Genomic DNA, 14,951 nt, shown 5'->3' with positions numbered 1-14,951 from the left:
AAAACTTCTGTTAGTGCCTTATACAAAAGACTTTAGGAGAATTACCCGATTTTGAGGTAATGAATTAGCAACTGTGCCATATGCTATGTTCTGCCTTGAATTGCATTCAAGTAACTCTTTATTATTGCAAAGGTATAAAAATTATTTGGCAAGCAATAAAAATAGGATATATTTTGTCTCTTGTCAAATAATTCTATTGATGTATTTTTATAACTTTCCATTTACCCTGTCCAGCATATATAACATCGGCAGTAACATAGCAGTCTTTCGTGATATTATACTCACAAAGAACAGAATGATGAACGTAGTAATCACCAATAAATGCAAAATCAGGAGAATCATCCCAAGAACCATTTTTATATTTTAATTCTAAGTGACCTTGAATTGTCTTTATTGCACTTGTGTTTATTTCTGCAGTTTCTTCTACATTAAGTACAATAGGCCTTTTTTCACCTTTCCTGTCTTTTGTTACACAATAGAATATTTTCAAGCATTGTCCTACTTCGGGACGAAGATCCGTATCATTAAAGAATACGATACCTCCAATTTTTCCTTGACCGAAAGTGTAATGGAATAATTTTTTTTGTATGTTTATATCGTCAACGACCACAATACCAGAATTAAAATTCGGTAAAGCAGTTTCTTTATTTACTTTTTCTACATTAGCAATAACTACTTTGTTTTCATTCTTTTTTATAATAGTATATTCTCTGAAACTGACAAAATCCCCTTTTGAAATAGTGCCCCATTTTTCTTTAAAAGCTTGAAATATTTGCTGGGAATCTTGCGTTACAATATGTAGAATTTTCTTCTCTTCATTCAAATATTCTACATATCCAAACTTTTGGGGAAGTCCCATCCATAGCCTTGTTTCACTCTTATGCATGCAAAGAGGTATATATTTAGCTTCTGTCACTTTTGTTTTATTCCAAGAGAAGCAACTTGTCTGAATTTGCTTTTCCTCTTTATCTACATGACACTTTACTCTAAAAACAGAACCAAATATCGCATTCGTCAAAAAAGGAAACCGCTTTACATTCACTTGAAATATAACGTCTACCCCATTTGTGAGAGTGCAATAAGTTTTTCCGTCTTTTTCCCATCTATCCACCAGCGTAACCTCTTTTGCTTCAATTTCTGAAAAAGCGTACTCTTCAGCAATGGTGGCATATCTATTATACAATAGCTTATTATTATTGGGCGGAATAACTGATATGTCGACTCGTTCAATATATTCTTGGTATTTCCGGGAAGTGTTTTCATGAAATTTCTTATATATATTCAATTCGCATAAGGCTTCAGATGTTAGCTCTTCCTTTATAAGCAGGTCGGCTAAAGTCAAATGAATAGAGCCGAGAAAATCTTCATTTCGTTCAACAAGTAAAGCCTTAGAAAGCAATGCTATCTTTAATTCATTACTATCTTGTATACAATCTGCCAATTCACTCCATACATAGTATTTTTCACTCATTTCAAGTAATAAAGATTTGTACACATTGATAGCAAGGTCATATTGCTGTTGCCATGTATATATTATTGCTCGTTGTCTTAATATCCATTCATCTTTTTTAGCACGTTCAATAAGAACATTATACAATGAATCTAACCAAGATACTAGTTCTGCATCTCTTGGGTGTGATTCTTTGAGATATTCATAACACTTCTTTGCTGCTTTAACAGCCAAAGGTTTATAAGTGTTACCATTATTATCTGTTTCTTCTTTCCAATCAGCATCCATGAGGTTTTCATATCTCCAATCTCTAAAAAAGTAAATAAATCTCCATGTTTCTTGACCATTCATGTGACGCTCTGCAATTTTCAACACTTCAGAATGCCAATGAGAAGCACCATAAACGGCGTTTCTTTTATTATAGACAGTAAAAGCTTCAAACATCTCACGCATTTTACCTTCTTTATGAAGATTCATAATTTCCCAAAACTGCGGTTCACGTAACAGGTCAAGTGTTTCTGTTTTTGGGAGATTTATCTTTTCACACAGCATCTCGACATCAATATCCTCGCCGCTATTTACAATTTGACGACATATACGAGAAATAAGCGAGGGAATTTCACTACCATTGTAATAGCCCTTGTTCAAATCTTCATAACGTAAATTTTCTGGTTCCCAGAGCATAAAGAAACGGTAAAAACTAAAATCAGAATGTTCTTTTGAGAAACTCAAAGCAAAGTTCAATATTTGAGAATGAAGCATTGAAGGACGTTCATTCCTAAGATACATATAGTCTTTTAGCAACGTTCTTATTTCCAACGATGTCAAATTTGAAATTTTAGCCTTGATATAACGATAAATTATCCAGCCTAACTCTTCATGCAAAGCTGAATCTACATCATTTGCAGAGTCAATATAATTCTTTACCTGAACATAAGCATTTGAAGGATCATTTTTTGATAGCTCGGATGCTTTTGAAATAGCATCAGCGTTAGGTTGCAATCGTTTATACAAATTAGTATAAGCTCTTTCTCCTGCGCCACTATCATCCACCATTGTAGGAAGTAATGAAGACATCTCTTTCAAGCAAATTTTAGCTTTATCTATGGCGTTTCTATTGCATAGTTGCTGACATATATCACGCAGAACCCAAAAGAGAGACATTTGTGCCCATGGGTTATTCCTATCTTCTTTCAGATCATCTATGGCCATCTTATATGCTTCTTTTAGATTACCACTTTTACGCAATAATGTTACTTCTTTTACAGACATTAGTATTCTTCTATTATGTTAATTTTTCTATGAGTTGTGACAGTTTAATATCAGCTTCTCCGATATCAGAAAGTGGAGCAGCATAGTTAATAAACCCTTTCCCATTAAAGAAAAAAGTTATAGCAGCATAATTACCAGAAGCTTTCATATAATATACGAGTTGGTAATGTTCTTCCACCACATTTGTTAATATGATACCACATTCATCACACAAAGAAATCATGCGACTATGTAGCATCTTTAATGACTCCAAAGATGGATGATAGTCTATTTTATATTTGATATTTTCATCATTCTGGAAGAAAAACAACAACTCAGTGTCATTGGCATCTGTTTCATATTTTGTAAACAGACCTGCTCCATTATATATTGCATCAATTCTTACTATACCGGTTGGTGTATTTACTTCATAAATATCTCTCCAAGGTTTACAGATAACGTTCTTTACTGAATATAGAGTTCCATTCATATTCTTTACAACAGACCAATATTTACATTTTACTGAAGGTAATATTGATGAAGGATGAAAAGGTGTATCCTCTATATTATCAAAAGATAAAGCATTAACAGCTGTTTTTGCAGTTTTATTGATAGGGGTTATTTTAAGAGATGTAATAGGTGTTACATCAGGAAGATTAATACACCATAACATCTTAGAAGCTCGAGTTATCGCTGTATATTTCCAACGAAGGCTATCCACATCAAGCCCTGTGCGTCTTGAAAAATCTACATAAACTGTATTCCATTCACCACCCTGTGATTTATGGCATGTAAAAGCATAACCGTACTTTACATGAAGAGCATTGTAGAAAGGGTCTCCCCACATTGCCTTAGTAAATTCTTCAGATTTAGGATTAGTCAATCCTTTCTCCGTACGCATACGCATTACCATATTGATATAAAGAGCCTTCATTTCGTCAATTGTCAGTGAAGGTCGCTTGTTTTGGAGTAATGTATCAATAATATAGCGTTTATAAATATTACCATCTTCTACTTGAAAACTTATTTCTCTGAAATCAAGCGTAATGATTTCTTTTACTTTTCTCCCATTTTTTTCAGTCCAAATAGGTGCAGACTGAGAGATAATATCATTTGATGTTTCTACTACAGTTATGATATCACCATTCAATAATTCACATTTATCATAATAGTAGCTATTGCATACTACCATCAATTTATCTCCTACCGCCACATGATTCGTTTCAGGAAATATTATATTACGAATAGCCGTATTATAATCAGCTGCTTGTTGATTTGAGAAACAAACTATAGCAGACGATTGTTCTGGATCTTCACAATATTTCTTAGCAACTTCCATTGCTCCAATATCCATTACTTCATGTTCCTTTTTCTTGAACACAAGGCGATTTCGTTCTTTTTTCCGAATCAACTCACGAAGTATTGTAGCATTAGCCAAAATACAACTATTCTTATCTTGACGAACAATGTCTGTGAGCTCATAAGAATATACATTCATTTCTAGTATATCAAAATAAGTTTCATCTAATGCAACAGAACAATCATCACCTACGGGAGGCAACTGCATAGGGTCACCAACAAAAATTACCTTTCCACCGAAGTTTAATCTTGCATAACTAAGTAAATCTTTTATTAATACTCCTGTACCAAATTGGAAAAGTTCATTCTTTGATTCACGAGAACTAATCATGGAGGCTTCGTCAATAATATAAATACACCTCTCGTGGTTATCTTTAAGTGGAAATATATATTTAAGTGTTCCTTCAGATTCTTCCACTATTAGATGAGAAAAATTATAGATTCCCCTATGAATAGTAGAAGCACCATAATTTGGTAATTTAGAACGTAATATTTTTGCAGCACGTCCGGTCGGAGCCATTAACTGAATATGTAAAGATTGAGTAGATAAATAATCTGCAATACTACGAATCAATGTCGTTTTACCTGTACCTGCATATCCTTTCAAAATAAATACTTGGCTATCTTTATCTGCAATGAACTTTTCAATCATTATCATTGCTTGCTTCTGTTGTGCAGTTAATATCATTTATATTCCATTTTATGTTATTCATATTTGTCACCATAAGGCTAAACTAAAAAGCGTGGAACTGTATGCCACACTCTTTACTTGAAGGTCGTAGGAAACCATAGATGCAGATGTAACAATAGCAGCCCACGCTATATGCGTGAGAACCACTATGCTATCCTTGCATCTAATTGAAAATTTCCTACGTTTTCAAGTACAAGATGAGCATAACGCTTCTTCTATTTTCATATGTCTTTGGACAGAGTTGTCTCAATCCATTTGCAAAAGTATAAAAAAGCCGTGATAATCCGCTCAATACAGGCAGATTATTACGGCCGTTCCTTTGATTTATAGTTTTATACCTCTATCTTGTTTCTGCTTAGGTATTCCCATGGCTTCCCTAAACTCATTCATCTTCTTTCTGAACCAGTTCACATGTGAAACCCCGTCTATCTTGAAATCGAATTTACCGCTTTCATCCTGTTTGATGGAGCAGACAGAATGTCGGGTATCAAAACTTCGGTTAAACTCGGAAGAATAGAGTTTACCTTTTATTCCGACCTCCTTGAACTCGCACAGTCTTCTGATTATTCCGTCATTGAAACCCAAACGTTCACGTAGGAAGTTTACCACAGGTATAAGCTTCTCCACATACGGAAAGTAGCGTCTGACAAAATCTGTAAACTCCGACAGCTTACGGTGCTGTTGCTCGTAAGCGTTTCTTATCTCCTGTATCTGTTCGGCTTGTTGCCGTTCCCGTTGTCGGGCTTCGTCTTCAAGTTCAAGGATGCGGTCTTGCAAGTCCTCGTTCCTACGTTCCAATGATTTCATTTTTCCACTTCCGAAAAGAGAACCCACACTGCTTGCAAGGGCGGTTGCCGTATCGGTGGCTGCGCTTTTGAACTTGTCGGTGCGGATTTCCGCTTTTACCTGTCTCAACTCCTCCTGCGCTTTGGTCTTCTTCTCCTGCAATAGTCTGGTTTCGGTTTCAAGGGTTTCATTCTTCTTTTTCAAGTCCCGATAATACTGCATGGTGGTAGTGTGCCGTGCTTCCGAGCCCCGTACCCCACGTTGCAATCCGTATTTCGTCATCACCCTTGCGTAATTGTCGTGGTAGGCAATCAAGGTCTGGCGGTTGAACAGGTCATCGGCACACAAACGGACGGAATTTGTTTTCTTGCGGTACTTGCGCTTGCCGTCCGTCTGTTCTTTCTTGGCTTTGCGCCTTTCACCTATTACGATGGGAACAACGGCTGCGTGGATGTGTGGAGTCTTCTCGTCCATGTGCAGATGGGCAGCAACCACATTGTCTTTGCCAAATGTGGCTTGAAGCCATTGGATGCTGTCGTTGCACCATTCATCAAGCTTTCCTTTTTCCTGTATGTTCATCATGTCCTCGTGCGTACCCGATAAAACCACCCGGACAACACGGACTTGGTCGTGTGTGATTTTCCGTCTGATGCCTGCCGTGTTCAGCCTGTGGGCAATCGCTTCATCCCTGCCGTGAACGCCATCGGGGTATTCGACAAGCACCCTGTTCAGATGTGTTCTTGTCGGGTCTGCGTTTTTAGGTATTATCTTTCTCTCTATATGGTCGGACTGCGTGGTGTCCGATGTCCCCTTTGCTTTCTTTATGTCCAATGAAAAATATCCCATATTATTTCTATTTTTGCGGTTATCGTTATGTTTCTTCTCTCTGCCTGTGGCATCGGTTCACAGGGTTTATTATGCAAATGAGTCCTTGCTGCACTCGTTTGCACAGGGTTTCCAAAGGGATTTCCCTTTGGCTCGATAGGGTGTTTTTAGCGTTACGGAGTAATGCGTGAAGAAAACGCCCTATTGAGCTATGGTATTTCTGTCTAAATACCTTTGGGAAAGCGAACGTGCATATTACAGATGAAATCCCCCTTTCTTTTTCGGTGGCTGCATCATCCGCCTTGCGAATTGGACTTGCTTCTTCTCCTTTATCGGCTCTGCCGATTGGGACAAGGGCTTACCGCACAGGTAGTCGTTCAAGTCCTTATACTCACGATAGTACATTGACTTGTCAAGCAGGCGTTCCCCAAACTTCTCTTTCAGTTTCGTGCAGGTGTTCCGTCCTGCCGTGTCGTTGTCAAGGAAACAGCCGACTTGGGTGTAGGTCTCCAATATGCTTTCCGCTTTTGCAAGATTGGAAACGGAGTTCAATATGATATAGTCCTGTGTGTCCAATCGCGGGTGTTGCGGATTGTTTTCTACTCGGATGGTAAGGAATGAAAGGTAATCCATGAACCCCTCAAACAGGTAACACATACATCGTTGTCCGCCCTGCTGTCGGATATGGGTGATGTCTTTCGGGGCGACACATCCCTTGAAGTATCTGTTGCGCACTTCATATCCTCCTGCCATGTTCGGAAAGCCGATGGCAAAATAGGGTTTGTCGGCATTCATAAACCGAAGCTCCCTGCATTCTCTTTTGGCAAGTCCGATGTTTATTCCCCTTTCTTGCAGATAGGCGATAAGAGCAGGAGAGGACAACTCACCAACCCTTAATCCCTGATAAGGCTGATTGTCGGAATGCTGTCTGCCAAAAGAGAACGATGCAGGGCGGATGTATGCTGTCCGCTCCTCTATGCGTTTCAGCAGATAGGCTACATCTCCCGAATGGTAGAGTTCCGCTGCCAATGCAATGATATTACCGCCTTTGCCGATGCCGAAGTCGTACCATTTTTCAAGCTCGGTGTTTACCTTGAACGATGCGTCCGTTTCTTCCCGTAACGGTGATTTGTACCACAGGTTCCTGCCTTGTTGCTTTACAGGCGTATAGCCCAGACTTTGCAGATAGTCTGCCAGTTTGATTTGCTTTACATCTTGGATTGTCATATTACATACGGTTTTGAAGTTGATGAAAATTTGTTGATTTGATGAACTGTTGATGTAATATGTTTATATACAGCCTCGTAACCTCTCAACATCTTCTCAACAAACCGCTCACCAAAAGAGAAATCCACAAACGGGTGTCGGTGGTCTCTCAACTTCTCTTTTGGCTTGTTGAAATTTTGTTGAGAATGTATATCGTTTATTGTCAGTGTATTTATACCCATATTCAACAATTCAACAGAAAAATGATAGTATTACAGGGATTCGAGTTGCTCCCTTGTGACGGTGTAGAAGCGTCCCACCCTCTTTATCGGCTCATAGTGACAACTTCTGTTGTAATTGCCCTGATAAGTGGTGTAGGTAAGCCCGTTTGGTGCAGGTGTTAGTTTCCAGCACTCCTGCACCACCTTACGCACTTGGTGCTTTTCCGCCTTTACCTGCGAGTGCACCAGCAGTACGACAAGGTCGTTAAGGCAGAATGAAACGCTATCCACATCCATTGCAACCATAATGTCAAGCAGCAGTTCCGACATCTCTATCTCCAGCCGATTGCGGTTGCTACGGATAATCTTCTGCAAGGCTTCTGTATGCAGCAATGTGGGGTTGAACCACATCCGGCTTTCCTTTTCGGTGGACAGTTTTCTGTGTTGCAGGAAATGGAGAAAGGCGGGTATCTCCGCTTTCAGCTTTTGCAGGAAGTCGGTATCATCGGACTGCAAGCGGTTTATCTTGCGCACCCAATAGCGTGTTTCCCCTGCGTCTATGATTACGGGCAGATGCTCGTTGTTGGAACACAGCACGAATTTGGCGAAGAACGCAATCTCGTCACGGTCTTTGCCTTTGGCTTCCACCTTATAGGAAAGTGTGGTGCTGAGGTTCTTCAACCGCTCGCTATCCTCCCTGCGGTTGAGCAGCACCTCATCCACCACGATAAGCAACTTGCCAGCCCAGTCGGAATTGAACTGGCTGCGGAAATCCTCGTTGGTGTTGAAAGTCACATTGTTCTGAAAAAGGGCTTTCAGAAAGTTCAGGAAGGTGCTTTTGCCCGTGTTGCGTTCTTCCGACACCAACAGCAGGATAGGCAACTTCTGAATCGGTTGCAGGTAAAGCAGTTGTAGATAGTCCATCCCCAACTCGTATTGTTCCCCGAAGATGTGCTGTACCAAAGATTGGATATGCGATAAATCGCCCTCCTGCGGTCGGTGGTCTATCGGTTCGTAAAGGTTAAGGAACTTGCCGACCACGGAACGGTAGCCGATGTGTTCGGGTACGGTGCAGAAGCCGTCATACTTGGGAACGCTGCCGATGTAATCCTTGCCGTAATCCTGTCGCAGGGTCTCGTTGTTCCATGCGATGCGTTTCTTCACATACCCTCCGTTCAGTCTCGGTTGCTCCACAATCTTGTAGAGCGTTGTCCCGACACGGATAAATTCTTCCTTTGCCATGCCGCCATCCGATGGCGATCTGTGGCTGTCTTGTTGTTCGATAGCTGACATAATCAAATGGTTTTAAGTTTGAAAATTACCAGCTGCAAAAATATAATCAATTATCGGATAGGTTGTTATGCAAAACACGGCAGAATGGTGACAAATAGCCCCCGAAACAAAAACGTTCAATGGCTTGGGGCTGTGCAAACGGAAAAACTCCCGAAAAGCAAATGTCGGATTACGCTTTTCGGGAGAAAAAATCAGAGCGTCTGTCGTTCTGTCGTACTGACTTAATGAATTACTGACTTACCGAGTGAATAATGTCAGGCATTCAGCTACGAGAAGTATTCGGATTTGGATATACCGTTGGTATTCAGCGAGAAGAAGATGCTTGTTTTCTCTTTTCGCAGGTACAGTCTTTCAAGAACGGCATTGCGTACCCGTTCCGCTCCGAATGTGCCGATATGGAAAGCGAGGGTAACTATCGCTTCAAGGTTGTAAACCTCCATACAGCAATTATCGGATACCCGTATGCTTCGCCTTATCCCGTATTCCCTTAAAACTCCGCTCTTGCAAAGAGCCTTCAGCCCTGCACGGAATGTCGGGGCGGTTACTCCGAACAGGTCGCAAAGTTCCCATTCGCTCATGGCGGTTGCGCTAATGTCGGTCGGCAAGGTGATGTTGCCGTTGCCGTCCGTTGTGATGATGCTTCGTTTCATGGCTATGCTTGGTTATGGGGTTACACTTCCGAACGATGCGTTCAGCTTGTTGCCGAACATCGTCAGGTCATTGTCAAGTTTCTGCGTGGTTATCTTCGCATAGATTTGAGTCGTGACAATGTTCGTGTGTCCCAGAACACGGCTCACGCTTTCAATGGGCATCCCCTTGCTAAGAGCCAGTGTTCCAAACGTATGACGTGCGCAATGGTAGGAGATATGCTTCTCTATTCCGCATTCCGCCATTACCTTTTTCAGCTGTTTGCACATCGTCCAATAGTTGATTTTCCCGAAAACCAGCTTGTCTTCCGACAGATACTTGTACCGTTCGATTATCTGCAAGGGAATATCCAGCAACTTCACTTGGAACGGGACATTTGTCTTGTGCCGTTTCGACAATATCCATTTCTCACCATTCACCTCCACTATTTCATCCGTTGTGAGTTCTTTCATATCCACGAAAGACAAGGCGGTGAAGCAGGCGAAAATGAACAGGTCTCGCACCAATGCGAGGGTGGGGTTGTCAAACTCGTGCGCCATGATTCTTTTGATTTCGTCCTCTGTCAGATACTCCCGTTCCTTAACATTCGGGCTGATATGGAACTGCGCAAACGGATTTCTCGGTATCAGTCCGTTATAGTGCGCACGCATGACCACGCCTTTCAGCCACATGCAGTTCAGCCAGATGGTGGCGTTTTTCAGTCCCCGTTCAGCTGTAAGATAAGCCGCAAACTCCTTGATGAAGTCGGGTGTAAGTTCCAGCATGGACATGTCTGTCCGTTTGTAGAATGACTTGATAAAGGCTGCGACATAGTTCCTTGCCCTTACCATGACCTTGTACGTGCCGATGCTGCGGTCTTTACCGACACGTTTCAGAAAGTTGGCGCAATCCTTGTCAAAAGCCTTTATCAGTGTCTCATACTCGCTTCCTACCCCTTGGTAGGCATTGCGCACCATTTCAGCCGTTACGTATGCCTCTCGGTCGGATATGCGCTGATAGTGCTTGATGATTTGCGCCTTGATGTTGTCCAATGCCAGATTGACGTTCCGTGCTTCGGCACTCTTGCCTTTGGCTCGGTTGCCTTTCGCATCCCAAAGGGTTTTCGGGATGGTCTGCTTGCAACTGAACTGCGCCACAGTACCGTTGATTGTCACTCGTCCCATGATGGGGACAATACCGTCTTTCTCCTTGCTGCCGTTCACGTAGAACAGCACTTTGAATGTACTTCTTGTCATACTCGTTTTTTGTTTGCAAAGTTAAATATCAACGAGTTAGACCTTGATACGCAAATCGGTGACAAACGGTGCAATAGCATCTCTCATATGTTAAATCTTACTCTTTCACGGGTAATGATTTGCAAACCATTCTTCTTCTTAAATCCGCTTTTCTTTGCGTTTCCCGATTTTTCGGCTTGTCATCATTTGACACCGTAACAACTCTGATATTAAGTCGTTTAGCGTCATTTCTCCCGTTTTTCGAGGTTATTCCAGAGATTTTTGATTTTTTTGCTCTGTTTTCCTGTTTCTATCCTTATATTCTTTATCGGGAACAAAAACACCCTTGAAAACGGTTCTCAAAAATATTTGCGCAGAATTTAGGTAGACAGATGTGGTGATTTTAGATAATTGTTCAAATAAATAACCAACCGCAAATTATTCTCTGCGATTGGTTATTTTATCATGTCTTATTTCTTATTCTAATAAAATCAAGATTAAACAATTACGTTCCGGATCGAATAAGTTTATTGCTTCTACTCTTGATTTGCAATTTATTTTATTGTATGTTCAGTTTCCCTCTAAATTGTTTTTCTTCATTTTGTATGTGAATAATATATATACCCGGAGTAAGTCCTGATTTTATATAGTTCGTATCTGTTTTTGCAGAATAAACTTTTTTCCCTTCAAGATTATAAATCGATATTTTATTGATGCCGGAGAATCCTTTTAAATAAATATTCCCGTTTGTACAATAAACATTACCCTCGTTTTGAGTATATGTTTCTATTCCGGTTTCTGTACTATTGTAGATTACTTTTAATTCATATATCGACCAATAATTTGTTTTGGTATCTCCGGTTTGTATTATTTTAAAATACCGGGCTTCTTGTGTCGGCATATTAATAATCGTCAGTGTTCCTCCGCCTACACCGCTTGCAACGGGTTCTCCCCATGTAAGGTCGTCATTAGAAACATACAGCTCATATTTTGCCGGAGAGTCATTCGGGCTTTTCGATGTATCGAGAATAATCGTATTGAATTTTTGAGGACTCCGCATGTCTATTTTAAACCAGTCTCCCGGTTCTTTTTGCGGTCCGCTGGTCCATCGGGTATCATCTTTTCCATCTATAGCGTTTTTTGCATCTCCGTTATTCTTAGATCCTGAAGCGATCCATCCGCTCCTGTCCAACATCTCGACATCGGCCAGTTCGGGCGTATTCGCTAAATTATTTTTCCAGAGGATACAGTTGTCTGTGTTACTGTTGTAAGGATCGACAACAGAAGATTGGATCGAAAGATGTGTTTCGCTGCCATTTGTCAATAACGGATTTTGGGTAGATATACTTGAGTTGACGATATTTACAGTTCCTCCTTTCAAATCGGCAAAATGATTCTCTCCGGGAGATTGAAACCATGCGTTATATAGATTTATTGTCCCGTTTTCTGCCAAAATACTTTGTTTAGCACTGCCCCAATAGTCGGAATTGAATAAAGTCGCTTCTCCACCGGTGAAATCGCTTGAGAGTTCGAGATATTTTGTGTTTGAAAGATCAGACGAGCCTTTAGCGACTGCTACTACTTGCGTGTTTATAAGTTCAAATCCTTCAGAAGACATTCCTCCAAAATACATACTTCTGCGTGCTCCGTCGATTCCTAATCCGACACTTGTCCCTTGAGGCCCTTTTCCATTATCCTGAATGAATACTACTCCTCGTTGTCCTCCGAAAGCAAAATCATTGTATAACAGTTCGTTTTTACAATCGCCTAAAACCAACCAGTCGAAATTATCGAAACAATAATTTCCGGCAATGTCTCCATATTCTTTTACGGAATTTGGGAAACTGCCGAATTTCGATTCATAACCGTTTGTATAGCAGATCGGATTGTATTGTAGATTGCATATCTTTCCATTTTCCGATCCTCCGCCTACACGAATTCCGGTATTGAATGAATGCCCTGAAATATAGTCGATATAATGATTGTCGCATTTGTATGTAAATAGATCGAATCCTCTGTAAGCAGCGCGAATGGCAATATTGACAATATACACATCTTCTCCTTGTACTTGTACCGTATAAGGATATTTTAATATATTATCGGGCAGGAGAGAGGATTTTTGTTCCGGATAGTTAATGGTAACTCCTCGTAAACCGCTATTTTTTTGCATGGTGATAAATGGAGTTCCATTTTCATCGCCTTTACCGTTATATACTTGTATAATGCTACCTCCGCCTACGGGAGTGGTACTATTATCGATTGCTCCTTTTAGTTCTACTCCCGAAGGAATATTTAGGTTGCCGTTAAATCGGTAAGTTCCCGGAGGCAAAAATACAATACCTCCTCCTTCTGCAGCCGCTTGATCTAATAATTTTTGAAGTCCGGAGGTACAATCTGAATTTCCGGAAGGATCTACGCCGTTTTTCATCTCTGCTTTATACAACGTCAATCTTTCCGGTTTTTGTTTTTGTGTATCGTGACTAATCTGAGGAAATTCAGGTAATGGTTTTACCGTAATCGGAGAATGATCGATATACCCTTTAAAAAGAGATTTATTATCGATATTACAAGCTTCTTTAAATCTATTTCCTGTAATAATATATTGAGCATTGGTACCTATATGTATTTGTGGAGAACTATTATTAAAATCGCAACTGGTGCAAGATAAGATACCTCCGTTTATATTTATTTCGCCATCTTTTATTTCACAACTTTGCATCATGACACGTGTAGATGCTTCTTTATCTGTCGTGATTGCATTTTGATTTGTCGAGATGTCGCATCCCATCATGTGAAGCGTTGCTCCGACACCCGGAGAAATGACAAATCCATTGTCACAATCATCGATATGTATTTTTGAAAATAAAATTCCGGCATTGGAAATAGCGTCTATTTTTACGGCGTTTTTGCAGTTTTTGAATGATAACTCATAATTATGCCCGTTAGGGAATGATCCCGGACTCGCAGTGGAAGGTGCGGCATTGAAACCGGTATTATAACCTTCGATGTTGACATAACAAGTGTAAGACCAGTCATTACGTCGCATCATAATACCGGTTCCGTTTTCATAAATCCATTGTTCGTGCGGTCCTCCTATCTGTGGAGAACCCTCTAATCCTGAACCGCTCCAGTAAGCCGGAGAAAAATCGACACGGTCTATACGTCCTACATCAGCGATGTTGTCAAATTCTATACCGACCGAAAGGGGAGTTCCGTATATATCGTAAAAAACAGGACAGCCGGCAGTCTGTTCATCGAAAATTTCTATTCCGAAATAACTGTTCACCAAGGTAACGTTTCTGACATTGCAGAAATTGTTTCCGAAAATCCCATTTCGTCCCATTCTTATAGAAACCGGATACGGAACGATATTGTCTGCAGTTTGTTCCGGATACCAGATTGCCATATCCCGAAAACCGGCAGCCGGTTCTAATGTGATCAGAGGAGTTCCGGCGGCATCATCTCGTCCGTTGTATGCCATTAGAATAGTCCCTTCTATCGGTTCTCCTTTTACCGGTTTTTTCCATTCTCCCCGAAGTGTGACTCCTTTGGGAATTGTTAGATTACCTTTAATGACATATTTTCCCGAAGGAACAAAAACTGTACCTCCAAAACGGGTTGCTACGTTATTTATAAGTTTTAATTTATTTAATGCTGTTTGAAATGCTTCTGTGTCGTCAGTTATGCCATCGCCTTTAGCCCCCATCTCCTTTACATTAAAAGCATAAACAAATGCATCCGGTGTAGGGTATTTGGGTGTTGCCAATTCCCATGTGATGGTTGTCGGGACAGGTCTCTGACTCCAGACTGTTGTTATACAGCAAAAAAGAAATAAAAATGAAATAATAGGTATTCTTTTTCTCATGGTGTATTTTATTTTATTAATGATAAACAAAGATATGGGCGATGTATTATGAATTTTCTTATTTTGGAATAAAAAAGGAATTAAATTATGATTAAATAGATCGAAATTAATTGTAGAAAGATGCAAATGCTTATTTTAAAGA

The 14,951-nt window shown here is 40.3% G+C and carries 8 protein-coding genes; all 8 read right to left on the bottom strand.

The window, feature by feature from the left end; all coding sequences use genetic code 11:
- Nucleotides 1–193: 193 nt before the first annotated feature.
- Entirely contained in the window at nucleotides 194–2,722 is a 2,529-nt protein-coding gene (locus Q0093_RS02240) for a lipopolysaccharide assembly protein LapB (protein ID WP_008142063.1), read from the bottom strand.
- A 13-nt stretch (nucleotides 2,723–2,735) separates the two neighbouring features.
- Complete coding sequence (locus tag Q0093_RS02235; protein WP_009018055.1) at nucleotides 2,736–4,748, bottom strand: ATP-dependent RecD-like DNA helicase; 2,013 nt, start codon at nucleotides 4,746–4,748, stop codon at nucleotides 2,736–2,738.
- Between the two features lie 327 nt (nucleotides 4,749–5,075).
- Nucleotides 5,076–6,383, bottom strand: coding sequence for a MobV family relaxase (gene mobV / locus Q0093_RS02230; protein ID WP_008142057.1), 1,308 nt, complete (start codon nucleotides 6,381–6,383; stop codon nucleotides 5,076–5,078).
- A gap of 234 nt (nucleotides 6,384–6,617) precedes the next feature.
- Nucleotides 6,618–7,589, bottom strand: coding sequence for a toprim domain-containing protein (locus Q0093_RS02225; protein ID WP_032944028.1), 972 nt, complete (start codon nucleotides 7,587–7,589; stop codon nucleotides 6,618–6,620).
- 251 nt (nucleotides 7,590–7,840) lie between these two features.
- On the bottom strand, nucleotides 7,841–9,082 hold the full coding sequence (locus Q0093_RS02220) for a primase-helicase family protein (RefSeq protein ID WP_032944020.1): 1,242 nt from the start codon (nucleotides 9,080–9,082) through the stop codon (nucleotides 7,841–7,843).
- A gap of 266 nt (nucleotides 9,083–9,348) precedes the next feature.
- Nucleotides 9,349–9,732, bottom strand: a complete 384-nt coding sequence (locus Q0093_RS02215) for a hypothetical protein (RefSeq protein ID WP_007760057.1) — start codon at nucleotides 9,730–9,732, stop codon at nucleotides 9,349–9,351.
- Nucleotides 9,733–9,744: 12 nt separating this feature from the next.
- Nucleotides 9,745–10,965 (bottom strand): site-specific integrase, encoded by a 1,221-nt coding sequence (locus Q0093_RS02210; RefSeq protein WP_297928296.1) that lies wholly within the window; start codon nucleotides 10,963–10,965, stop codon nucleotides 9,745–9,747.
- A 538-nt stretch (nucleotides 10,966–11,503) separates the two neighbouring features.
- A complete protein-coding gene (locus Q0093_RS02205; protein ID WP_297928295.1) occupies nucleotides 11,504–14,809 on the bottom strand; it encodes a glycosyl hydrolase family 28-related protein in 3,306 nt (1,101 codons plus the stop codon).
- Nucleotides 14,810–14,951 lie beyond the last annotated feature (142 nt).

The sequence above is a fragment of the uncultured Coprobacter sp. genome (assembly GCF_947855755.1).
Taxonomy (GTDB): domain Bacteria; phylum Bacteroidota; class Bacteroidia; order Bacteroidales; family Coprobacteraceae; genus Coprobacter.
Note: the sequence above shows the minus strand (reverse complement) of the source record. Positions and strands in the feature narration are given on the sequence as shown.

Coding starts and splice junctions, on each gene's coding strand:
- Q0093_RS02220 (WP_032944020.1), bottom strand. CDS start 9,082: ATGTCAGCTATCGAACAACAAGACAGCCACAGATCGCCATCGGATGGC.
- Q0093_RS02225 (WP_032944028.1), bottom strand. CDS start 7,589: ATGACAATCCAAGATGTAAAGCAAATCAAACTGGCAGACTATCTGCAA.
- Q0093_RS02240 (WP_008142063.1), bottom strand. CDS start 2,722: ATGTCTGTAAAAGAAGTAACATTATTGCGTAAAAGTGGTAATCTAAAA.
- Q0093_RS02235 (WP_009018055.1), bottom strand. CDS start 4,748: ATGATATTAACTGCACAACAGAAGCAAGCAATGATAATGATTGAAAAG.
- Q0093_RS02210 (WP_297928296.1), bottom strand. CDS start 10,965: ATGACAAGAAGTACATTCAAAGTGCTGTTCTACGTGAACGGCAGCAAG.
- mobV (WP_008142057.1), bottom strand. CDS start 6,383: ATGGGATATTTTTCATTGGACATAAAGAAAGCAAAGGGGACATCGGAC.
- Q0093_RS02205 (WP_297928295.1), bottom strand. CDS start 14,809: ATGAGAAAAAGAATACCTATTATTTCATTTTTATTTCTTTTTTGCTGT.
- Q0093_RS02215 (WP_007760057.1), bottom strand. CDS start 9,732: ATGAAACGAAGCATCATCACAACGGACGGCAACGGCAACATCACCTTG.